General features: G+C 64.2%; 21 protein-coding genes and 1 tRNA gene. 14 read left to right on the top strand and 8 right to left on the bottom strand.

What is annotated here, in order from left to right:
* Positions 1–52 precede the first annotated feature (52 nt).
* The 7 genes from BM190_RS26220 (at position 53) to BM190_RS26190 (ending at position 7,088) form a co-directional block, all read left to right on the top strand.
* Complete coding sequence (locus BM190_RS26220; protein WP_092260287.1) at positions 53–793, top strand: NUDIX hydrolase; 741 nt, start codon at positions 53–55, stop codon at positions 791–793.
* A 268-nt stretch (positions 794–1,061) separates the two neighbouring features.
* On the top strand, positions 1,062–2,459 hold the full coding sequence (locus BM190_RS26215) for an MFS transporter (protein WP_092260285.1): 1,398 nt from the start codon (positions 1,062–1,064) through the stop codon (positions 2,457–2,459).
* Between the two features lie 122 nt (positions 2,460–2,581).
* On the top strand, positions 2,582–3,409 hold the full coding sequence (locus BM190_RS26210; protein WP_092260283.1) for a 3-oxoadipate:acetyl-CoA acetyltransferase: 828 nt from the start codon (positions 2,582–2,584) through the stop codon (positions 3,407–3,409).
* Between the two features lie 134 nt (positions 3,410–3,543).
* Positions 3,544–4,749 carry an MFS transporter gene (locus tag BM190_RS26205; RefSeq protein ID WP_092260281.1) on the top strand — a complete coding sequence of 402 codons (1,206 nt, stop codon included), beginning with the start codon at positions 3,544–3,546 and terminating at the stop codon, positions 4,747–4,749.
* Positions 4,750–4,940: 191 nt separating this feature from the next.
* Positions 4,941–6,170: a CaiB/BaiF CoA transferase family protein gene (locus tag BM190_RS26200; protein WP_092260279.1), complete on the top strand. Its 1,230-nt coding sequence runs from the start codon at positions 4,941–4,943 to the stop codon at positions 6,168–6,170.
* A 212-nt stretch (positions 6,171–6,382) separates the two neighbouring features.
* On the top strand, positions 6,383–6,598 hold the full coding sequence (locus BM190_RS26195; RefSeq protein WP_018322217.1) for a hypothetical protein: 216 nt from the start codon (positions 6,383–6,385) through the stop codon (positions 6,596–6,598).
* Positions 6,599–6,695: 97 nt separating this feature from the next.
* Complete coding sequence (locus BM190_RS26190; RefSeq protein WP_092260277.1) at positions 6,696–7,088, top strand: RidA family protein; 393 nt, start codon at positions 6,696–6,698, stop codon at positions 7,086–7,088.
* A gap of 4 nt (positions 7,089–7,092) precedes the next feature.
* Here BM190_RS26190 and BM190_RS26185 read toward each other — a convergent pair whose 3' ends face one another.
* Complete coding sequence (locus BM190_RS26185) at positions 7,093–7,755, bottom strand: TetR/AcrR family transcriptional regulator (RefSeq protein WP_092260275.1); 663 nt, start codon at positions 7,753–7,755, stop codon at positions 7,093–7,095.
* A 212-nt stretch (positions 7,756–7,967) separates the two neighbouring features.
* Between BM190_RS26185 and BM190_RS26180 the strand changes: the two genes are divergently transcribed.
* Both BM190_RS26180 and BM190_RS26175 read left to right on the top strand, forming a co-directional pair.
* Positions 7,968–9,203: an acyl-CoA dehydrogenase family protein gene (locus BM190_RS26180; RefSeq protein ID WP_018322220.1), complete on the top strand. Its 1,236-nt coding sequence runs from the start codon at positions 7,968–7,970 to the stop codon at positions 9,201–9,203.
* A gap of 140 nt (positions 9,204–9,343) precedes the next feature.
* Positions 9,344–10,402 carry a phosphotransferase family protein gene (locus BM190_RS26175; RefSeq protein WP_092260273.1) on the top strand — a complete coding sequence of 353 codons (1,059 nt, stop codon included), beginning with the start codon at positions 9,344–9,346 and terminating at the stop codon, positions 10,400–10,402.
* Between the two features lie 277 nt (positions 10,403–10,679).
* Here BM190_RS26175 and argE read toward each other — a convergent pair whose 3' ends face one another.
* Positions 10,680–11,858, bottom strand: a complete 1,179-nt coding sequence (argE, locus tag BM190_RS26170; protein WP_092260271.1) for an acetylornithine deacetylase — start codon at positions 11,856–11,858, stop codon at positions 10,680–10,682.
* Between the two features lie 132 nt (positions 11,859–11,990).
* On the opposite strand from argE, the gene BM190_RS41215 reads away from it, so the two are divergent.
* A complete protein-coding gene (locus BM190_RS41215; protein WP_244550736.1) occupies positions 11,991–12,311 on the top strand; it encodes a hypothetical protein in 321 nt (106 codons plus the stop codon).
* A gap of 583 nt (positions 12,312–12,894) precedes the next feature.
* Here the strand turns inward: BM190_RS41215 and BM190_RS26160 are convergent.
* Positions 12,895–13,680 (bottom strand): SDR family NAD(P)-dependent oxidoreductase, encoded by a 786-nt coding sequence (locus BM190_RS26160; protein WP_018322223.1) that lies wholly within the window; start codon positions 13,678–13,680, stop codon positions 12,895–12,897.
* Positions 13,681–13,816: 136 nt separating this feature from the next.
* On the opposite strand from BM190_RS26160, the gene BM190_RS26155 reads away from it, so the two are divergent.
* Together BM190_RS26155 and BM190_RS26150 are read left to right on the top strand one after the other, a co-directional pair.
* On the top strand, positions 13,817–14,515 hold the full coding sequence (locus tag BM190_RS26155; protein WP_092260269.1) for a histidine phosphatase family protein: 699 nt from the start codon (positions 13,817–13,819) through the stop codon (positions 14,513–14,515).
* A gap of 81 nt (positions 14,516–14,596) precedes the next feature.
* A complete protein-coding gene (locus BM190_RS26150; protein ID WP_092260267.1) occupies positions 14,597–15,364 on the top strand; it encodes an SDR family NAD(P)-dependent oxidoreductase in 768 nt (255 codons plus the stop codon).
* A 205-nt stretch (positions 15,365–15,569) separates the two neighbouring features.
* Here BM190_RS26150 and BM190_RS26145 read toward each other — a convergent pair whose 3' ends face one another.
* Positions 15,570–16,805, bottom strand: coding sequence for a serine hydrolase domain-containing protein (locus BM190_RS26145; protein WP_092260265.1), 1,236 nt, complete (start codon positions 16,803–16,805; stop codon positions 15,570–15,572).
* A 150-nt stretch (positions 16,806–16,955) separates the two neighbouring features.
* On the opposite strand from BM190_RS26145, the gene BM190_RS26140 reads away from it, so the two are divergent.
* Positions 16,956–17,031 (top strand) — tRNA-Trp (locus BM190_RS26140).
* A gap of 136 nt (positions 17,032–17,167) precedes the next feature.
* Here BM190_RS26140 and BM190_RS26135 read toward each other — a convergent pair.
* From BM190_RS26135 to BM190_RS26125, 3 genes are all read right to left on the bottom strand, one after another.
* On the bottom strand, positions 17,168–17,929 hold the full coding sequence (locus BM190_RS26135) for a glycosyltransferase family 2 protein (RefSeq protein ID WP_092260403.1): 762 nt from the start codon (positions 17,927–17,929) through the stop codon (positions 17,168–17,170).
* A gap of 143 nt (positions 17,930–18,072) precedes the next feature.
* Complete coding sequence (locus BM190_RS26130) at positions 18,073–18,579, bottom strand: hypothetical protein (RefSeq protein ID WP_092260263.1); 507 nt, start codon at positions 18,577–18,579, stop codon at positions 18,073–18,075.
* A 10-nt stretch (positions 18,580–18,589) separates the two neighbouring features.
* A complete protein-coding gene (locus BM190_RS26125; protein ID WP_092260261.1) occupies positions 18,590–19,096 on the bottom strand; it encodes a hypothetical protein in 507 nt (168 codons plus the stop codon).
* Positions 19,097–19,248: 152 nt separating this feature from the next.
* On the opposite strand from BM190_RS26125, the gene BM190_RS26120 reads away from it, so the two are divergent.
* Complete coding sequence (locus BM190_RS26120) at positions 19,249–20,919, top strand: hypothetical protein (RefSeq protein ID WP_092260259.1); 1,671 nt, start codon at positions 19,249–19,251, stop codon at positions 20,917–20,919.
* Here BM190_RS26120 and BM190_RS26115 read toward each other — a convergent pair.
* The gene (locus BM190_RS26115) at positions 20,909–21,943 is read right to left on the bottom strand and encodes a Gfo/Idh/MocA family protein (protein WP_092260257.1); all 1,035 of its coding nucleotides are present in this window, start codon (positions 21,941–21,943) and stop codon (positions 20,909–20,911) included. The two genes, BM190_RS26120 and BM190_RS26115, sit on opposite strands and share 11 nt — an antisense overlap.
* Positions 21,944–21,947: the final 4 nt, after the last annotated feature.

Here is a 21,947-nt window from a genome sequence, read left to right as displayed (position 1 = left end):
GGACTGTACAACTAACTATGCTACTGTCAAGACCGAACAGGAGAGATTGGCGATGGCAGGTGAGGGGCGGAGCAAGGACCTTGGCAAGGGCCTTGGAAAGTCTGGAGAATTGGACTTTCCGCGCCCCCTGACCACGGTCGATGTCGTGATCTTTACGATCCTCGACGACAGCCTTCAGGTGCTGCTGATGCAGCGCCCGGCCGGCGAGGGCGAGCCGTTTCCGCTCAGCTTGGCGCTGCCGGGCGGCTTCGTGGACGTCACGAAGGACCGCGACCTCGCGGCTTGCGCGGCCCGCAAGCTGAAGGAGAAGACCGGGGTCACCAGCCCTTATCTGGAGCAACTCGGAAGCTGGGGAAGCGCGACGCGCGATCCGCGCGGCTGGTCGGCGACGCACGCCTATTTCGCGCTGATCCCGGCGGACGCAAGCGTGCTGGCGAACGATGCGCACTGGTTTCCAATTCGAGGGGGCAGGCTCAAGGACAAGCTCGCCTTCGATCACGGCGACATCCTCGCAACCGCGATCCAGCGCCTGCGCAACAAGGTGGAATACACCTCGCTGCCGGCCTATCTGATGCCGCCGGAATTCACGCTGCCGGATTTGCAGCGCGTCTACGAGATCGTGCTCGACCGCCCGCTGGAGAAGAGCGCCTTCCGCACCCGCATCCTGTCGGCCGACATGATCGAGCCGGTCGCGAAGATGCGGCGCGGCCCGAACCGCCCGGCGCAACTCTACCGCCTGAAGAAGGGCAGCGAGCCCGTGTATTTCGTGCGGACGTTCAATCCGCCGGAATGAATTCCGCGGCGACATGCCGAGCCGTCGGTCAGCGTGCAGAGTGGGTCGGCTCGGCCCTTTAGCCCAGATAACATCATGTTAGGTTTATCGCATAACTGGGTAATTGTGTTAGCCCGGCGAAAGCCTACTGTCTCTTCACTCAAGACACCGACCGGCAGTGCCAAGCGCTCGCGGAGCTCCGCAGAGCGCCCGGGGATTGCTGTCCAATTGTCCAGCGAAGCCCGCCAACGGGACGCATCAAACGAACAGATCGGGAGGAGCTTTTGTGATGGGTACCACGCGCGCGATCCACGACATGAGTCAGTCCAGAAAGGCTGCTGCCAGCGGCTGGATCGGGTCGGCTCTCGAATATTATGACTTCTTCATCTATGCGACCGCTGCGTCGCTGATCTTCCCGCAAATCTTCTTCCCGTCGGACAATCCCACGGTCGCGATCGTCGCATCGCTGGCGACCTATGGCGTTGGATATGTGGCCCGGCCGATCGGCGCCTTCGTGCTCGGACATTGGGGCGACACCCATGGCCGCAAGACCGTCCTCATCCTCTGCATGTTCCTGATGGGCATCTCGACCATGGCGGTGGGCATCCTGCCGACCTATCAGCAGGTCGGCATCCTGGCGCCGATCCTGCTCGTCATGCTGCGCCTCGTGCAGGGATTTGCCGTTGCCGGTGAAATCTCCGGCGCAAGCTCGATGATTCTGGAGCATGCGCCGTTCGGTCGACGCGGTTTCTATGCAAGCTTCGCCCTTCAGGGCGTACAGGCTGGACAAATTCTCGCAGCTGCGGTCTTCCTGCCGCTGGCGGCCTATATGCCGACCGACGCCTTCAACAGCTGGGGCTGGCGGATTCCCTTCCTGCTCAGCTTCTTCGTCATCGTCGCGGGCTACATCATTCGCCGCGAAGTCGACGAGACCCCGGCCTTTGCGCGAGAGGGCGAGCGGGGAGAAACGCCGCGGGCGCCCATCGTTCAGGCCATCAAGCTGAACTGGCCCGACATGCTCAGGGTCATCTGCATGGCGCTGATGAATGTCATTCCGGTTGTCGCGACCATCTTCGGTGCGGCCTACGCGGTGCAGCCGGCCTACGGCATCGGCTTTGCCAAGGACGTTTATCTGTGGATCCCGGTCCTCGGAAACATGCTGGCCGTGTTCGTCATTCCCTTCGTCGGCAATCTCTCCGACAAGGTCGGGCGCAAGCCTCCGATCGTCGTGGGCGCGCTGCTCTCCGGCTTGCTCGCCTTTGGCTATCTCTATGCCATCAGCATCAGGAACGTGCCGCTGGCGATCCTGCTGTCGCTCCTGATGTGGGGCGTCGTCTATCAGGGCTATAACGCGATCTTCCCGAGCTTTTACCCGGAGCTGTTTCCGACCCGCACACGGGTGTCGGCGATGGCGATCTCGCAGAACATCGGAACGACCATCACCGCCTTGCTTCCAGCCCTGTTCGCCATCGTAGCGCCTCCCGGCTCGGCCAACATTCCCTTGACGGTGGGCGCGATCGCCTTCGGCATCACGGTGATCGCGGCGCTGGCGGCCGTCTCGGCCCGGGAGACCTATCGGATCAGCATCGATGATCTCGGCAATCCCAAGGCCGTTCCGATCGCCCGAGCCGACTACGAGCGGCAGCGTGCGGAAGCCGCGAATGGTGTGGCCGCAGTTCAGACCTGACGCGAACGCAAGGAAGCCTTGCCGCCGCGACAATTGATGTTTGCGGCGGCAGGGCTCCGCGCGCTATGTCAGGGCCTGATCGAACTTGGTGCGCGTAAGCGCGATCATCATGAGGTTGCAGGATGAACCCCGTCGTCGTTGCTGTCGCTATCACCGGCTCCGTTCCGCGCAAGAAGGACAATCCTGCGGTGCCGATTTTGCCGTCCGAACAGATCGAGTCGACGCAGGAGGCCTTCGAGGCCGGCGCCACGCTTGCCCACATCCACGTTCGCAATGATGACGAGACGCCGTCGTCCGATCCCGAACGTTTTGCGAAGGTAGCGGAGGGGATCAGGAAGCATTGTCCCGGCATGATCGTGCAGTTCTCGACCGGCGGGCGGGGCCGCGATCCCTCGGCGCGTGGATCGTCGCTCTATCTGAAGCCGGACATGGCCTCGCTGTCCACGGGATCGGTGAACTTCCCGACGATTGTTTATGAGAATAGCGCCGCCCTGGTCGAGACCCTCGCCACCGGTATGCAGACGAATGGCATCCGGCCGGAGATCGAGATCTTCGATCTGTCTCATATCCATGGTGCCCGCCGCCTGATCGAGGCGGGGCTGATCGACCCGCGTCCGCACGTGCAGTTCGTCATGGGCGTCAAGAACGCGATGCCGGCGGACGAGCATGTCCTCGACATCCTGCTGGCAGAGCTCAGGCGGCTGATCCCGCACGCGACCTGGACCGCGGCCGGGATCGGACGTCACCAAGCCGAGGTCATGGGCTGGGCGCTGGCGCGGGGCGCCGACGCGGTTCGGACCGGGCTCGAGGACAATATCAGGATCGACAAGACACGCCTGGCCGCCAGCAATGCGGAGCTCGTGACCATCGCCTGCGAGGCTGTCACGCGCCACGGTCGCCGCGTTGCGACCGCCGCCGAGGCGCGATCCCTGCTCGGGATCGCGCGGTAGAGGCTACTGCCTCCTCCTGACATGCTCCCGGCTGCCTTCTGCCATTCGGCGGCCGGCGTTCCCGCGCGCTGAGTCTCCGGCTAAGAGAGGTTCACAGGCGTGATCGGCGCCTGCCGGGCAGGCGAACGTTTGGAATGCGGTTCTTGAAATCTGACAGCAGGCTGATCGGGGTCCTGCTGGTGCTCGCCATCACGCAGCTGGTCGGATGGGGCACGATCGGGCTTCCTGCCATCGTCGGGCGCGATCTCGCCGCCGATCTCGGCATGAGCCTGCCGGCGGTGTTCGCCGGGACGTCCGTTCTCTACGTCTCGATGGGGCTGTGCGCGCCGTGGCTCGCCAGATCGTTTGCGCGGCATGGCGCGCGGACGGTCATGATGGTCGGCACGGTCGTCACCGCGCCGGGCTTCGTGCTGCTGTCTCTCGCGCACGAGCCGATGCTCTATTTCGCCGCCTGGATCGTCCTCGGCATCGCCGGCAGCGCCACGCTGTCGACCGGCGCCTATATCATGCTGAACGAGGTCGCGGGACGGCAGGCCAAGAACGCGATCGGGGCCTTGATGCTGGTGACGGGCCTGTCCAGCAGCATCTTCTGGCCGACGACGTCGTTCCTCAGCGGACACCTCGGCTGGCGCGGGACGTGCCTGGTTTACGCGGCCATGCTGATCCTCGTGTCGCTTCCGCTCTATGCATTCGTGGCGCCGCGCCGGAGACTTGCGAAGGACGATGGCGGCACGCCGGCCAAGTCTGCCGATGTGCCCGCGATTCCAAGGAGCACTTTCGGCCTCGTGGTCGCCGCGATCACGCTCAACGCCTTCGTCAATTTCGGCATCAGCGCCATCATGATCGAGCTGTTGCGGGCGGAGGGGCTCACGCCTGCGCAGGCCCTCGCGTTCGGCTCGATGCTGGGCGTGATCCAGGTCAGCGCCCGCGGGCTCGATCTTCTCGGCGGCGGGCGATGGGACGGGATTACGACCGGGCTCGTCGCGGGCACCGCGCTGCCCGTCGCGATGCTGCTGCTGATGCTGAGCGAAGGCGCGACCTGGGCGGTCGCGGTCTTCATCCTGCTCTATGGCGCCGGCAGCGGCGCGATGGCGGTGGCGCGGGCGACCATCCCGCTGGTGTTCTACGACCAGGCCGAGTTCGCCAAGGCGATGTCGATGATCGCGCTGCCGCTCAATCTGGCGTCCGCGATCTCGCCGCCGCTCCTTGTCGGCCTTCTCACCCAATTCGGCAGCCGCGGCGCGCTCGGTCTCACCTTCGTCTGCTCCTGCGCGACGGTATTGATCCTGGTCCTGCTCGGCCGGCGGCGGCCGCGGGTTGCGGCGGCAGCCGTGACCTGAGCCGATCAGGCAATATTCGCGGCGCGGAAAGCTGCCGACAGGAAGTGGCTTGCTGCCGAAGCTGCGGATAGCCGTATGCCGCCAGTGCAGGGCTCAAGGCGCCAAAATAGTGTATCCGCTGGGGAGCGCGGCCGCTCCGAGCCGCCGCGCCAAAATCAGCTCTAAGATTCAGTTCCCCGGAGGAAATCGACATGTCGGCCCTGCCGCTTTCAGGCATCAAGATCCTTGACCTCACGCGCGTGCTTGCCGGGCCTTTGTCGGCCCAGATGCTGGGCGATCTCGGCGCCGAGGTGATCAAGATCGAGCGGCCGGGCACCGGCGACGACGCGCGCGCCTTCGGCCCGCCCTATCTCAGCGATCCCGAGGGCAAGGCCAACAACAACAATTCCTTCTATCTCTGCGCCAACCGCAACAAGAAGTCGGTCACCGTCAACATCGCCAAGCCCGAGGGCCAGGCGATCATCCGCGAGCTCGCCAAGGACGTCGACGTCTTCATGGAGAACTACAAGGTCGGCGATCTCAAGCGCTACGGCCTCGACTACGAGACCATCAAGGCGATCAACCCCGGCATCATCTATTGCTCGGTGACCGGCTTCGGCCAGACCGGACCGTACGCGCCGCGCGCCGGCTATGACGCCATCCTGCAGGCGATGGGCGGCCTGATGAGCGTCACCGGCCACATGGATGGCGAGCCGGGCGAGGGCCCGATGAAGGTCGGTCCCTCCATTGTCGACTACATGACCGGCATGAACACCTCGATCGGGATTCTCTCGGCGCTCTACCATCGCGACGCCAATGATGGGCAGGGCCAGCACATCGACGTCTGCCTGTTCGACACCGTCATCGCGTCGTTGTCGCACTGGCTGCAGATCTATCTCGTCAACGGCAAGACGCCGCCGCGACGCGGCACCTGGGGCAATGGCGGCATGCCGGCCGGCGTGTTCCGCTGCACCGATGGCGAGCTGATGCTGGTGGTCGGCAATGACGGCCAGTTCCGGAAGACCTGCGCCGTGCTCGGCGAACCCGAGCTTGCGAGCGATCCGCGCTTCGTCAAGAACAACGACCGCGTCACGCACGGCAAGGAGATCATGGCGATCTTCGCCGGCCTGTTCCTGAAGCAGCCGGTGGCCTACTGGCTGGAAAAGCTGGAGGAGGCCGGCGTGCCCTCGGGTCCGATCAACAATTTCGAGCAGGTGTTTTCCGATCCGCACGTCCAGTCGCGCGGCATGCGGGTGAAGACCGAGCACAAGTTCGAACCGGAACTCTCGCTGATCCGAAACGCGCTGACTCTTTCGGGCACCCCCATCACCGAATATCGCGCCCCGCCGCTGCTTGGTGAGCACACGCAGGAGGTCCTCGGCGGCAAGCTCGGCTACGATGCGGCCAAAATCGAGACGCTGAAGCAGCAGGGGATCATCTAACTCAGCAGAAGCAGCGTGCGCTCTTACCCTCTTCCCTCGTGGGAGAGGGTGGTTCGCAGCAAAGCGGCGGCCGCAGAGGACGCGCGCGCGATGCTCGGGCTTGCCTGAGGCTTGCGCGCCATCCCCAGATAGTTCCGGTCCGTAGTCTCACAGGCTTCCGTTCCGCGCCAGACTCTGTTTCGATCTCTCCACTAACGTCGGGAGGGAAATGGATGTCCTACACGATCGGGTTCCAGGCCAAGGACCAGAAGGCAATTCTGGCGACCGAGGCGGCCACCGCCAATCAGGCCGTCGCCATCGTTGCCGCACTGCGGCAGAGTGCCGAGGAGATCAAGTTCATCCGCTCGCCGCAGGAAGGCGAGATGGGCATCGAGATGCTGCTGCTGCTCGCCAAGGAAGAGGCCGAGGAGATGCCGCAGCGGGCCTGAACCCGTCGCGACAACCACACTTCGATTAGAAGCGAAGCATGCCGGCTGCAGGATGATGTAGTCCGGCGTCGGTCTCGCTTGAACCGAAGGTGGCTGCATGAAACGCGAAGCGCTCCGCGTCGAACCGATCTCGACCTTTCTCGACCGCCGCAACGCACCGGTCTCGCCGGTGACGCGCGCCGGCAACATGATCTTCGTCTCGGGCCTGCCGCCGTTCGACCCGGAGACGGGCGAGATCGTGCAAATGCCGATCGAGCGGCAGAGCGAGATCGTCATGGAGCAGATGAAGCTGTGCCTCCAGACGGCCGGTGCCTCGCTCGACAACGTCATGAAGTGCAACGTCTACTGTACCTCGACGAAACATTTCGCCGCGTTCAACGCCATCTATGCACGCTATTTCCCTGAAGATCCGCCGGCGCGGATCTTCGTCTGCACGCCGGAATGGTTCGGCCCCTTCGACGTCGAGATCGACTGCATCGCGATGATGTGAGGGACTACCGCGCCGCGACCCGCGCCGGTGCCTTCGTCTCCGCCCGTCCCGCCGTCAGCGCCATCGTGGCCACGCTGACCACGCGCGCGACCACGTCCTCGACGTCGTCGAGGTCGCATTTGCCTTCCGACAGTTTTGTCAGCCGCTCGCTCTCGCGGATGGTGTGGTGCGCCATCGCGAGCGCGAAGTTGAGGCCCCAGTAGATATCGACGTCGCTGCGGTCGGGCAGGGCACGGCGCATCGCGCCGGCGAATTTGCGCAAATGGTCGATCTCGCGGTTCTTGATGCGGCGGATCGGCGGCACGGATTCGATCGAGGCGCGGATCATGAAGCGCGCTGCGGTCGAGCGCTGGTTCTCAGGCCCGAGGCAGCCGCGCAAGGTCGGCCCGACCAGCGCGTGCAAGATCACCTCGATCGGTGCACGGCCGCCGCCTTGCTCTTCCGCCGCCTTCAATTCGCGCAGGCGCTCGCGGTTGGTGGCGATCGAGCGGGTGACGAATAATTCCGCGATCAGCTCATCCTTCGAGCCGAAATGATAGTTCACCGCCGCGAGGTTGACGCCCGCCTCCGCGACGATGTCGCGCAGCGTCACGTCGCCGAAGCCGCGATCGGCGTAGAGCCGTTCGGCGGCGGCGAGAATGGCAGATCTCGTATGATCGCTGGCCATGGATGTCCCGGAGGGGAGGGAGTTGCAATTCAAACAGTTGTATGAAACTATCGTTTGAAGGCCGGAGATGTCAATCGCAATCGGGACTCGTTCGCAACTCGCGAAGCCGGTTCCGAAGCGCCCGCAAGCTGTGCGCTTGCGGGCCGGACGGTCCGGCGCAAAACAGGCTCGCGAGGCAAACAGCTTCGCAGAAGAGAGACGAGGAGCGTCCCATGGATTTCGATCTGTCCCCCAAGCAGAAGGAATGGCTCGACCGCGTGCGGTCCTTCATGGCCAAGCACGTGCGCCCGGCGGTGCCGATCTATGACCAGCAGGATCATGCCGGCGAGCGCTGGAAGGTGATCCCGATCCTCGAGGACCTCAAGAAGAAGGCGAAGGCCGAAGGCCTCTGGAACATGTTCATGCCGCCGAGCGAGCATGAGGACGACGAATTCCGCGGCGCGGGACTGACCAATCTGGAATACGCGCTGCTGTCGGAAGAGATGGGCCGCATCACCTGGGCCTCGGAAGTGTTCAACTGTTCCGCGCCCGACACCGGCAACATGGAAGTGTTCATCCGCTACGGCTCCAAGGAGCAGAAGCGCAAATGGCTGCGCCCGCTGATGGACGGCGAGATCCGCTCCGCCTTCCTGATGACGGAACCGGCGGTGGCCTCCTCGGACGCAACCAACATCGAAACCCGCATCGAGAAGGATGGCGATCATTACGTCATCAATGGCCGCAAATGGTGGTCGTCCGGCGTCGGCGATCCCCGCTGCAAGATCGCGATCCTGATGGGCAAGACCGATTTCAAGGCGGCCAAGCATCAACAGCAGTCGCAGATCCTGGTTCCGCTCGACACGCCCGGCATCAAGGTCGAGAAGATGTTGCCCGTGTTCGGCTTCGACGACGCGCCGCACGGCCATGCCCAGGTGTTGCTGGAGAACGTCAGGGTGCCGAAAGAGAACATCCTGCTCGGCGAAGGCCGTGGCTTCGAGATCGCGCAGGGCCGGCTCGGCCCGGGCCGCATCCATCACTGCATGCGCACCATCGGCAAGGCCGAGGAGGCGCTTGAGAAGATGGTGAAGCGCCTGTCCTCGCGCAGCGCCTTCGGCAAGAAGATTGTCGAGCACAGCGTGTGGGAGCAGCGCATCGGCGATGCCCGCACCAATATCGAGATGACGCGCCTGCTCTGCCTCAAGGCCGCCGACATGATGGACAAGGTCGGCAACAAGACCGCGCAGGCCGAGATCGCCATGATCAAGGTCGCAGCGCCCAACATGGCGCTGAAGATCATCGACGAGGCGATCCAGGCTTTCGGCGGCGCCGGTGTCTCGGACGAGGCGGGCCTTGCCAAGGACTACGCCCACATCCGCACGCTCCGTCTCGCCGACGGTCCGGACGAGGTGCACAATCGCGCCATTGCCAGACTTGAGGTTCGGAAGTATGCAAACTCTCCCGGTCACTAAGAGGGAGAGCCGGGAGGCGCTCCCGATCTGAAGAAACGGCAGGGCATGATGCGGTGACCGCTTGACGCAAGTGCGTCAGCGGTTACCGATTAGGATCATGCTCGACCTGAAATGGTCAGGACTGAAGAGGGAGCGTCATCGTGGCTGACGGCGTCAGGAAAGACGAAGAGTTCTCGGGCACCAAGCCGGTCGAGGAGCGTCATCGCTTCGACGAGATGCGGCTCGAAGCCTGGATGCGCGACAACGTCGAAGGCTATCAGGGGCCGCTGGTCGTGCTCCAGTTCAGGGGCGGCCAGTCCAATCCGACCTACCGGCTGAACACGCCGAACCGTTCCTACGTGATGCGCCGCAAGCCGTTCGGCAAATTACTGCCCTCGGCGCACGCGGTCGATCGCGAATATCGGGTGATCGCGGCGCTCGGCAAGCAGGGCTTTCCCGTCGCGCACGCCTATGCGCTGTGCCAGGACGACAGCGTCATCGGCGCGGCCTTCTACATCATGTCGATGGAGGAGGGCCGGGTGTTCTGGGATCCGACACTGCCGAGCCAGGATGGCGATGCGCGGCGCAAGATCTTCACCAGCAAGATCGAGACGCTGGCGAAGCTCCACATGTACGATCCCACGGCGATCGGGCTCGGCGAGTTCGGCAAGCCCGGCAATTATTTCGCGCGCCAGATCGACCGCTGGACCAAGCAGTATCGCGCGTCAGAGACGCAGCACATTCCGGAGTTCGAGAAGGTCGCCGAATGGCTGCCCAAGACGGTGCCGGAGCAGGCCCGCGTCTCGATCGTCCATGGCGACTATCGTCTCGACAACATGATTTTCCACGCGACGGAACCGCGCGTACAGGCCGTGCTGGACTGGGAGCTGTCGACGCTCGGCGATCCCATGGCCGACTTCACCTACCTGTTGATGCAGTGGATCATGCCGGGCCTGCAGGGCGCGGACCTCAAGGCGCTCAACATCCCGAGCGTGGAAGAAGCTGCGCAGATCTATTGCAACGTCACCAAGATGACGGTGCCTGATCTCAACTGGTACTTCGCCTACAATCTGTTCCGTCTCGCCGGCATCACCCAAGGCATCGCCGGCCGCGTCCGCGACGGCACCGCCGCCAACGCCAAGGCGCTGGAGTCAGCCAAGCGCACCGTGCCGCTGTCGCAGGCCTCATGGGAATACGCGCAGAAGGCCGGCGCGGTGTAGGAACGACGAAGGCGCGGTCGGTGTGGCCGCGCTTTTTTCTTGCGCCACTCTCGCCACACACTCCGTCATTGCGAGCGTAGCGAAGCAATCCAGACCATTTCCGCGGGGCAGCCTGGATTGCTTCGTCGCAAGGGCTCCTCGCAATGACGAGGAGGCGGGCCACAAGTCCCCTGACAGCTCTCGTAGGGTGGGCAAAAGCGCGCAGCGCTGTGCCAACGATCTCCCCGTGATCGCAGCCTAATGGTGGGCACGCTTCGCTTTGCGCACCCTACGGCACCTACGACGCCGCCTTCGCACAATGCGCGATCAGTCTCTCCACGAACCCCGCACACTTCTCCAGCTCCGCCATCTCCACGAATTCATCCGGCGTATGCGCCTGCGCGATCGAGCCCGGGCCGATCACCACGGATGGGATGTCGGCCATGCTGGCGAACAGGCTGGCCTCGGTGCCGAAGGCGACCTTGGCGTGGTCGTTGCGCCCTGCAAGGCTCTTGGCGAGCGTGACGATGGCGGCGTCGGCGGCGGTGTCGAGGGCGGGATAGTCGAGGATCTCTTCGAAATCGATGCCGCACTCCGGATGCCGCGCCTTCATCGCCGGCTCGAGCTCGGCCCTGGCCCAGGCGACGATCGCATCCGTCACCTCCCTGGACTCGGTGATGCCGATTCCGCGGCATTCGAAATCCACCGTGCAGGTATCAGGCACGATGTTCAGCGCCGCGCCGCCATGCACGATGCTGGTGAGCAGCGTCGAATGCGGAACGTCGTAGAGGCTGTCGGTCGCTCGCACGGCTGCGAGCGCCACGGCGCGGCGGCGGATCTCAACGATCAGCTCGGCGGCATATTCGATCGCGTTGACGCCGTCGGGCGCGATCGAGGAGTGGCGGGCGAGGCCGCGGAAGGTTGCGCGCACGCCGTGCTTGCCCTTGTGGCCGATGATGACCTTCATCTCGGTTGGCTCGCCGATGAAGGCGCCGAGCGGTATGATCCGTTTCTTCGCGACCTCGCCGAGCATCGGCCGCACGCCGACGCAGCCGATCTCCTCGTCGTAGGAGATCGCCAGATGAATTGGCGTTGCGAGCTTGGCCTCCAGCATCTCCGGCACCATGGCGAGGCACACCGCGACAAAACCCTTCATGTCAGTGGTGCCGCGGCCGTAGAGCTTGCCGTCGCGCTCGACCAGCCTGAACGGATCGTGGCTCCAGTCCTGGCCCGCCACCGGCACGACGTCGGTATGGCCTGACAGCACGAAACCGGGGCGATCTTCAGGGCCGATCGAGACCCAAAGCGAGGCCTTTTGCCCTGTTACGTCGGTGATGCGCTCGCCCTTGACGCCGAACGCGGCGAGGTAGCTCTCGATATGGGCAATCAGGGGCAGGTTGGTGCGGTCGCTGACGGTGTCGAAGCCGACGAGGTCGGCGAGGAGTTTGCGGATACGGTCGGGTCTTGAGCTTGGCATTGTCTCGTTCTGTCAGGGAGTATGGAGGCTGCAGTGCTTGCAGGAACCATACCAACGCGGTGGCTGATTGCGCAAATCAACACAAACCCGTAGCCGGATGGAGCGAAGCGCAATCCGGGGCCTTCGTGCTTCGTGACAGGACTCCCGGATTACGCTGCGCTTCATCCGGGCTACAAGATCTTGCGCTGCCCGGCGGGCAAAACACGCGAGCCCTGGGTCAACGCGCGGCGACAAAAATATTCCACTTTACCGAAATTCGGAAATGGCGTATGTGTCGCGGCAACCCGGCCCAAGGAAGAGGGGCGTATCGCGATCGTCACGAACGCGGGCCGGGTGGCGGTGGACGCAGGTGACATCGGCGCGAACAGCTTCGCAGGGCGGGGAACCGTGAGCGATGGCGTCGCGCACACGACCGGTGTGATTCTAGCGTACGGCAAAATCGTGTGGTCCTGACGCCCGGGGTCTGTGCGTCAAGTCTTGTGGTGATGGGTGTCGTCCAACCGGACGCATCCGCCAGCCATCCGCAAGGCGACGGGGGCAATAGTGCAACGCTCCCCGGGGAGAGCGCGACATAAGCCGTAAGCCCACTGCGCAGGGAAGGCCGGGATGTCCTGGCTACACCTGTATGCCGCTGTGCAGCTTCTTGTTCACGCAGGTTTCGCACAGTGGACCTCGGGTGCCAGCGGGCTCCCGGTCTTCCCTGCGCCCTCTTTCAATTGAGGGTGAAGAGATGAAGCAAAGCTCGGGCGAGATGAGCCGCGAGGATGCGAGGGTGTGTCTGCGGTTTGAGCTACGTGCCACGATCTCGATCTCGTAGGGTGGGCAAAGCACAGCGTGCCCACGCCCTGTGGCTCATGGAGAGGAGATCGTGGGCACGGCGCTGCTATGCGCCTTTGCCCACCCTACGGCACGGCGGCTGGATCTGCACTGGAGCATCGCAATGACGATGTGGAGAGAGCTGCCAAACTCGCCTCTCGTGCGCTGGACGCTGCGCAGCAGCGTAAGAACGCTGCAGCGCGTCCGGGACACGCGAGAGTTAAACCGGCTTGCCCGTATACGGCATCGACGCGGTGAGGCCACCGTCGACCGGGAACGCCTGGCCGTTCACATACGAGGCTTCGTCGCTGGCCAAAAACAACCCCATCGCTGCGAGCTCGTGCGGTTGACCGGGGCGCTTGAGCGGATTGAGCTGGCCGATCTTGTCCTGGGTGCCGCGCTCCTTGGCGCGGTCGAAGATCGGTTTTGTCATGCCTGTTTCGATCAGGCCCGGGCACACCGCGTTGATGCGCACGCCGGTGCCGGTGAGCGAATACGCCGTGGTCTGCACCAGGCTGATCACGCCGGCCTTGCTTGCGGCATAGGGATGCCCGCTGGCACCGGCCTTGAGGCCTGCGACGGACGCGGTCAGCACGATCGCGCCGGACTGCTGCTTCACCATGTGCGGCATCGCGTGCTTCACGGCGAGGAACGGGCCGATCAGATTGACGCGCAAGACCTCCTGCCAATGCTCTACGGTTTGCTCGCCGAGCGGGACGAGCCCGCCGCTGACGCCGGCATTGGCCCAGATCACGTCGAGTCGCCCGTGGGTCTTCACCGCCTTGTCGATCACGGCGATGACGTCCGTCTCGGAGCCCGCGTCCGCGATCATGGCTTCCGCGACGCCGCCGGCCTTCTTCACCTCGTCGACGGTCTCCTTCACCGCCTCGGTGCGATCGACCGCGATCAGCTTGGCGCCTTCCCGGGTGAACAGCAGCGCGGCGGCGCGACCGATGCCGCTGCCGGCGCCGGTGATGATGACGGATTTGCCTTGCAGACGGCCCATGCGTTTCTCTCCTGTGGTGCCTCACGCGACGCTTGCCGCGCGACGGAATTTCAAACAAGATTTCAAACGGTAAAAGTGTCTTGAGACACGTTCACACCTGACGTACAGCGACATCAAACGGGATGGAAGGGTTTCGATGGCAGGCGCAGACAAGCCCAATGTGGTCATGACACGGTGGTGGTGGGTCCGTCACGCGCCGGTGCGCAATGACGGCGGCAACATCTACGGACAAAGCGACATCGCCTGCGACACCAGCGATACCTATGTGTTCAACGCTGTTGCCAAGGTGCTGCCACGCGCGGCGGTCTGGTATTCGAGCAATCTGATGCGCACGCACCAGACCGCGGAAGCGATCTGGGCGGCCGGCTTCCCAAGACCTGAATCGATGAAATGGGAAGCGGACCTCGCCGAGCAAAATCTCGGCCGCTGGCAGGGCATGAACCGCGCCCAGTTCGTCGCCAGCCGACCCGTCGGCACGAGCTGGTTTGCCGACATCAACGAGCCCGCGCCCGGCGGCGAGAGCTTCATGGATCTCTACAACCGCACGCGCCGCACCATCGAGCGGATCAACGCTGAGGCGGGAGGCCAGGACATCATCGCGGTCGCGCATGGCGGCACCATCAAGGCGGCGCTGGGGCTCGCGCTCGACGGCCAGCCGGAGCGGGGATTGTCGTTCGACATCGACAATTGCTCGGTGACGCGGCTGGATTATTTCGCCACTCCCGAGCGCAAGGTCTGGCGGCTACCGATGGTGAACCAGCAGCCGTGGATCGCGGATGCTGAGCACGCGGCGATGCATCAGCCGGCGGGGCCGGAAGTCAAGAAGCTGGCCTGACTGAGCTGTCATTCCGGGGCGATGCGCAGCATCGAGCCCGGAATCTGGAGACGAAGACAAAGATCAATCTGGGAGAGAAACATGACCTTGTTCGACATGAAGGGGAAAGTCGCCGTCATCACCGGATCGACGCGCGGCATTGGGCTTGCGATCGCCGAGCGCATGGCCGAGCACGGCGCCAAGGTCGTGATCTCATCGCGCAAGGCCGACGTCTGCGAGCAGGTGGCCAAGGGCATCAACGACAAGTTCGGCAAGGGCACCGCGGTCGCGATCGCCGCCAACATCTCCTCGAAGGAGAATTTGCAAAACCTCGTCGACGAGAGCAACCGCGCCTTCGGCAAGATCGACGTGCTGGTCTGCAACGCCGCTTCGAACCCATACTACGGTCCGCTCGCCGGCATCTCCGACGACCAGTTCCGGAAGATCCTGGACAACAACATCGTCGCCAACAACTGGCTGATCTCGATGGTGGTGCCGCAGATGATCGAGCGCAAGGACGGCTCCATCATCATCGTCTCCTCGATCGGCGGGTTGAAAGGCTCGACCATCCTCGGCGCCTACGCCATCTCCAAGGCCGCCGACATGCAGCTCGCGCGCAACCTCGCCTGCGAATACGGCAAGGACAACATCCGCGTGAACTGCATCGCGCCCGGCCTGATCAAGACCGATTTTGCCAAGGCGCTGTGGGACAATCCGGAGAACCTGAAGGCCTCGACCGCGCGCTCGCCGCTCCTGCGCATCGGCATCCCCGACGAGATCGCCGGTGCCGCGGTGTTCCTGGGGTCCAAGGCCGGCGACTTCATGACCGGCCAGACCATGGTGATCGACGGCGGCGCGACGATTAGTTGAGAAGCGTTGTAGGCCACGGTGTGGCCGCGAGTGACGGTGCGCTCCCTCTCCCGCTTGCGGGGGAGGGTTGGGGAGGGGTGTCTCCACAATCGAGGACCCCCAAGAGGAGAGAGCCCCCACCCGGCACTTGGTGCCGACCTCCCCCGCAAGCGGGAGAGGTTGCACCGAGCTTGACGCTTGATCATTCAACTCAAGCGACGCTGTCTCACTCCACCGCCGCGTAAACCAGATCCCGCACCAGCGTTCGCGTGTAGTCGCGCTGTCCCGGCCCCTGGCTCATGAACACCGCGAACAGATCCTCCTTCGGATCGATCCAGAAGAACGTCCCCGCGATGCCGCTCCAGAAATACTGGCCGACGCTGCCGGGGAACGGCGCGATGCCGGCCTCGCGGCGCACGGCGAAGCCGAGGCCGAAACCGTGGCCGGGCGAGAGCAGGGTGCCGTTGGTCTGAACCTGCGGCCCGAGATGATCGGACGCCATCAGCTCCAGCGTCTTGCGGCCGATGATCCTGGTGCCGTCGAGCGTGCCGCCGTTGCGCAGCATCAGGCAGAAGCGCGCATAGTCCATCGTGGTCGAGACCAGGCCGCCGCCGCCGGACTCCATCACCGGTGCTTCGTGCATGTTGAACAGCGCGACCTTGTCGCCGGTCCAGGGATCGGCCGCGAACGGCTCGGCGAGCCTGCCCGCATTGGCCTCCGAGGTCGAGAAGCCGGTCTCGGCCATCTGCAGCGGGGCGAGCACGCGTTCGGTGAGGAACGTGCCGAGCGACTTGCCGCTGACGACCTCGATGATGCGGCCGAGGATGTCGGTGGAGCGGCTGTAGTTGAATTCCGCGCCGGGCTGGCAAACCAGCGGGAAGCTCGCCACCAGGGCGGCGTGCTCGGCGTTGGTGATCTTGCGGCTACGGACGCGGGACTCCTGGTAGAGCTTGTGCACGGGGCCGTCGCCCTGATGCTCGTAGGTCAGGCCCGAGGTGTGGCGAAGCAGGTCCTGCACGGTCATCGGCCGCGCCGGCGGCACCAGCTCCAGCTTGCCGTCCTTGACGATGCCGACCTGCTGGCCGGCAAATTCCGGGATGAACTTTGCGACGGCGTCGCTGAGCAGGAGATAGCCGTCCTCGACCAGCGCCATGATGGCGACCGAGACGATCGGCTTGGTCATCGAGAATATCCGGAAGATCGAATCCCGCGTCATCGGCGCCGCGGCCGCCGGGCTCTGCCGGCCGAGCCCCTCGAACCAGCCAACCTGGCCGCCCCTCGCCACCAGCACGGTGACCCCGGGAACCGTTCCCTTGTCGATCTCGCGCTTGAAGGCGTCCGACATGGCCTGCAGGCGCAGCCGCGACAGCCCGAGCGTCTCCGGCCTTGCCTCGGGCAAAGGCGGGGTGGAGGCTGCGATCGTGGCCTGTGAGGCGGCTGGAGCGGTCGCTGTGGCGGTCATGGGTACTCCCAGTGTGTTTTTGATATCGGCAACGGACTGTGGCCCAGAAACCCCGGTACAAACAAGCGAAGCGGGCGCGGTTCACCCTTGCAAACCGGCCGTCGCCTGTGCTTGAAAGCGGCCCTGATCTTGGGGCGACCCGAGGTCTGTAGGAGTGTAGCTCAATTGGTAGAGCACCGGTCTCCAAAACCGGGGGTCGCAGGTTCGAGCCCTGCCACTCCTGCCAGTCAAATCAATCACTTAAGTCAGGTGCTGGCAGGATAGGGACAAGGCGTCCCGCGGGCGAATCGCCACGCGCGAGCCCATCTCACCAGGCCTGAGCCCATCCGCTTGATGTCCGGGGTTGGCAGGCCAGGCGGCGCCTAGCGCGCCGGGGCCCGCTCCGCGTCGTCAGGAATCTGGCTGAGATCGACGTCCCGGATGGGAACGCGGCGCAGCAGCGAGACGATGGTGCCGCCGAGCTCGAAATAGGTACGCAGGCGCAGCGCACGGGACGAGCCCTTCAGCTCTGCGTTCAGGCTCACGGGCACCTGGACGTAGGTGAGGCCGAGCTGGAGCAGCGAGATCAACGCGCAGATCTGATAGCCGTAGCCGTCGGCCTTGACCGCGATCTGGCGCAGCCATTTCACGGGGTAGACGATCATGCTGTGATAGTCGGACAGCCAGAAGCCGAACAGGCAGTTCAGGATGAACCGAAGCGAATGCGACTGCAGCGAGCGGTTGACGGAGCGGTCCGACTGGTTGTCGCGATAGGTGATGACGAGGTCGGCGGCGCCCGCCGCCTTGAACATCCGGGCAACACCCTCGTTCTGAAAGGCGTGATCGCCGGGAATGAGCGTGATGGCATCGAATTTCGCGCGCGACAGGGCGTATTCGAAGCCGGCACCGACGCCTCGCGGCTCGGCGTTATGTTGCACGATGATGCGCCGCTCGCCGGCTGCGAACTCGTCCATGATCGCGCCGGTGGCGTCGGTGCTGCCGTCGTCGATCAGGAAGATCTCGAAATCGTCGAGGAGTTCGCGGGCGAGCGGCAGCACGCCGTCAATGGTGTCGGCGATCTTGTCCTGCTCATTCAGTGCAGGGATGACGATCGTAAGCCGTTTTGCCGCCCTGGAAGGTGTCATCTCATGCCGCCCGTTGCCGGCCACTCTTTACTGGTGGAACCCTAGCGCAACTCTAGGTCATCTGAACCAGGCGAACAATAAGGGGCCCGCAGATATGCCCTGCACAATCGGCACGAAACCGGCGATGTGTGTGATCTCGGCAACTATTCGGAAAAATCATAGAGGCTGGTATCGCCGATACCGAAGGCGCGGCGCAGTTGTCCGACGCGGCCTGCCATAGTCCGACCCGCCGAAGTCGCCGCGAAGTGTGAATCCACCGGTTCGACCAGGCCGCCATCGACCAAGTTCCTAATTCGTCCCTGGAACAGATCTGGAACCTGCCGTTCGACGATCTCCGAAAGCGGAGCCCTCCGCCCGGGCCGGTCGATGAGGCTGAGCAGAATGTCCAGGGAAACGGATTTGTACACTGCGCCAAAAGCGAAGACGTAACCCATCACGCAAAAACCGAAAATCGACGCGGCGTCCCAATACTGAAATTGCGGGACGACGAGGATTCCAAGCATCACGCCGAGACCATGGGTGAGGATCGCGGCGATCGCAAGCAGGGTCACGGCGCCAAGCGACCATCCGCGAGCGCGGGCCATGAGCTGCAAGGCAGGCGCCAACAAGGCGAAAGTCACTGCGGCGAGAAATCCGACAACGAAGGACATTCGTGGCCGCTCACCCAAGGCCCGTCGACAGACGAACGAATTTGACGAGACGCGCGACCGCCACCCCCTTGGCCGTCGGAGCCAGCCTGCCGTCGGCCGTGATCACCATCCCCGCGCCGACCAGGAGCTTCAGGCGGTTGTGCGTGAAGGTGCCGAGATCTCCGCCCTGCATGTAGGCTACGGCCCATTGCTCCAGGGTGAGGGGACGCCCGGCTTTAACGAGTGCCGTGAGCAGCGTCAGCGTAAAGCCCCAGGCCAGCAGGCTGAACAGGATGTAGAAAAACATCATCGCGGTCGCGAGCAGGAACAGGCCGCCAAGCACGTCGTCATAACGGCGCTGACCGGGAAGCGCGAGACAGGCGATCGCGTAAAGGGCCAAGACGGTGATGCAGCCTAGCCGGAAGCGGCGGCCGGATCCGCCGGTGGCGGCGATGCGCGCGTAGCACAGCAACAGCAGCGGCAGCGCGACACTGAGACCAATCGCAGCGGCTTGCGCCGGGCCTGGGAGCATGTTCATTGCGGAAAATCGTCCCGGACGCCTCTCTGGCCCAGCCAGAGCGAAAGTCTATAAAAGGTCGCATTTTTCCGGTCAAGGGAGCCCATCCTCCCGCCTTGCGGACGTCACGTGGGCGTGCGAATCCTGCCGGCGATGCCGTTCCTCCGTCCGAGATGTCTCCATTGCTGCGTGCGATAGTCGTCCTCCTCGTGGTGCTATTGGCTGCGCATGCGCCGATGCTCCTCAACGACGGTCTCTTCATGGACGACTGGCTGGTGCTCAAGCCGCGTCCCGACTATTTCATCAACATCGATTTCCTGCTGAACGGCGCCGGTCATCCGATCTTTTACAGCTACGACACGTTCGCGAACTGGACGGGCGCCCCCGTTGTCGTGATGGTCTCGCTGGCGATTGCTGGAATTGTCTTCGGCGCAATATCGCTCGCCCTGACCGCAACGCGTCTCGGTCTGCTCGACCGCGCCGAGGCAGTCGGTTTCGCGCTGATCGTCTGGACATATCCCGGCTATCAGCTGTGGGCGGGCAAGGCGAACGCGGTCTACGTCTTCAGCTTCGGATTGCTGTTCATCGGCGCATGGCTGTTGACGCTGGCTTTCAGCGCCCGCGGCCTGCGGCGCGTGCTGCTTCGCGTGGCCTGTGCGCTCGTGTTCCTGCTGGGCTTCGCGCTCAACTCGACGATCGTGCTCTATGCCTTCGTGCTGCTTGGTCTGTTCGTTGCGATATGGCAGGGCGGAAAGGCCACGGACGGTTTGGTTCGCCGCACATGGCTCGCATCCTGGCGCTGCGCCGTGGGTTATCCGGAATTGATCCTGCTTCCTCTGATCTACTGGGGCACGCTCAATATCTGGTTCAAGCGGATCGGCGTGTACGCGCAGCACTATGATGCCCATTTCCCGACGCTCGGCGAGTTGGTGAAGGGATGGTTGGCATTCTTCATCACCGGCTACAGGGACGTCCTGGCCCACGCATTGCGCGCGGCGATCGCCGTCCCGGGGCTGTTCATTTTGGCGGCGGTGCTCGTCGGCATCGTCTTGCTGCTGCTGCGCGCCGACATGAAGCCGACCACGTCCAGACTTGCGATCGCCTTGCCGCTCGTGCTCGCCGTGGTCTTGTTCCTCGCATTGTCGTCGCCCTATCTGATCGCCGGCCTGCGGCCGTCGTCCACGCATTTCTACGAGAGCCGACATCTGCTGATGTTCGGTGTGCCTGCGGCGCTGGGGTTTCTCGCATTCAAGCGGCTGGCCGAACGTTGGACCAGTCCCAGCACCGCCTTTGCAGCCATATTTGGATCGGGCCTGATCATGTCGATCGGCATGCTGTGGAGCGACTACGTCTTCATGCAGGCGAGAACGCTGAAGCAGGAGGCCCTGACGCGCAGCCTTGCCGGCCGCGCCCAGCCCGCGGCGACGGTCTATGCGCTCGATGATGGCTTTTTCGACTACCCCTCACGGCATGTGCCGTTCGGCCTCGCCGAGGTCACCGGCATGCTGCGCCTTGCCTGGGGCAATCAGCCGTTCTTCGGATTTGCACTGCGGGCCGAGCGGCCCGACATCCTGCGGGGAATGGACGAGGCGCGGACGGCTCCGGGAAGCGCATTCCATCATTTCGATCCGACGGGGCCGCAGGCGACGATTTCGTTCCAGCCGGGCCCGGTGGCCGCACCGAACCAGACCTTGGTGCGGAAGTACTATGCGTGCCGGTTCCTGGCGCGCTGCGATGTTGGGGAGTTCCTGGCTCAACTTGCGCAGGTGACGATCAAGCTCGGGCCCATCGCGGGTGTCCTGCCGCTCGAGGGCGCAAGCAAGGATGCCGCGCCTAACCGCTAGCCCGCTGTTTCCAAACCGTCTCCGCAAGCGCGATGTCGGTCACTGAATCCGCGCCGGAGGCCAAGGGGACGCCTCGCGCGGCGACGTCGGAAACGAAGGCGTCCGCCTGGCGCCGAAATGCCCAGCTCTTTTCGCCCGTCAGCCGAGTGCTCTGACCATCGTGATCGATAGTGACCTCCGCCTCTTGCTCGGCGAAAGGTGGCGGCAATTCCAGGGTCACCGCGCCGCGCTCGAAATCGATCGTCAGCCCCTCGCGCCAGCTGCCCTCGGAGCCGTTCACGAGATCCAGCGTGCAGGCGATGCCGTCGAAGTCGAGCGTGATGCGCGCGGCTCCCGAAATCTCGATCGCGCTTTCGGCGACCGTCGGCGACGATCCGAGCAGGTAACGCGCCAGATTGATGATATGGCTGAAGACGTTCAGAAAATTATCGTAGCCGGGACGCATCGCGCGCGGCATCCAGTCGGGACCATCCTGCCAGAGTTCGATCCCGTCCGGTCGCGCTTCGCCGGTCATCACGAAATTGTCGTGCGACCGGCCCGTGTCGCCGCCGAAGCACCAGCCTTTTGCCCGGACGATGCGTCCGAGCGACCGGTCTTCGCGCAAGCGCGTCAGCACCTGCAGCGCCCTTGCCACACCGGCATCGTGACGTTTCATGTAGCCGACGCTGTAGACGAGTTTTTGCCGCCGCGCGGCTTCGACCAGCGAAATGGCCTGGGCCGTCGTGTAGGCCATCGGCTTTTCCGACAGCACGTGCCGCCCGCTGTTCAACGCGTCCAGGACGATCGGGCCGGTGGCACGACGCTTCGTCACGACGACGACGGCGGACACCGCACTGTCCGCAAGTAGCTCCCGGTGCGTGCCGTAAACCTGGGGGATGCCGAACTTCTGCGCCGCGGCGGCAGCGAGGTCCGGCCGGAGATCGGCGATCGCGACGACGCGGCAGGCGGGATTGGCAGCGAAATTGGCGAGGTGGCACATCTGGCCGACCATGCCCGTTCCGATGATGCCAATGCCTGGCTTCACTGGC

This window comes from Bradyrhizobium sp. Rc3b (genome assembly GCF_900114915.1).
Lineage (GTDB): Bacteria > Pseudomonadota > Alphaproteobacteria > Rhizobiales > Xanthobacteraceae > Bradyrhizobium.
Note: the sequence above shows the minus strand (reverse complement) of the source record. Positions and strands in the feature narration are given on the sequence as shown.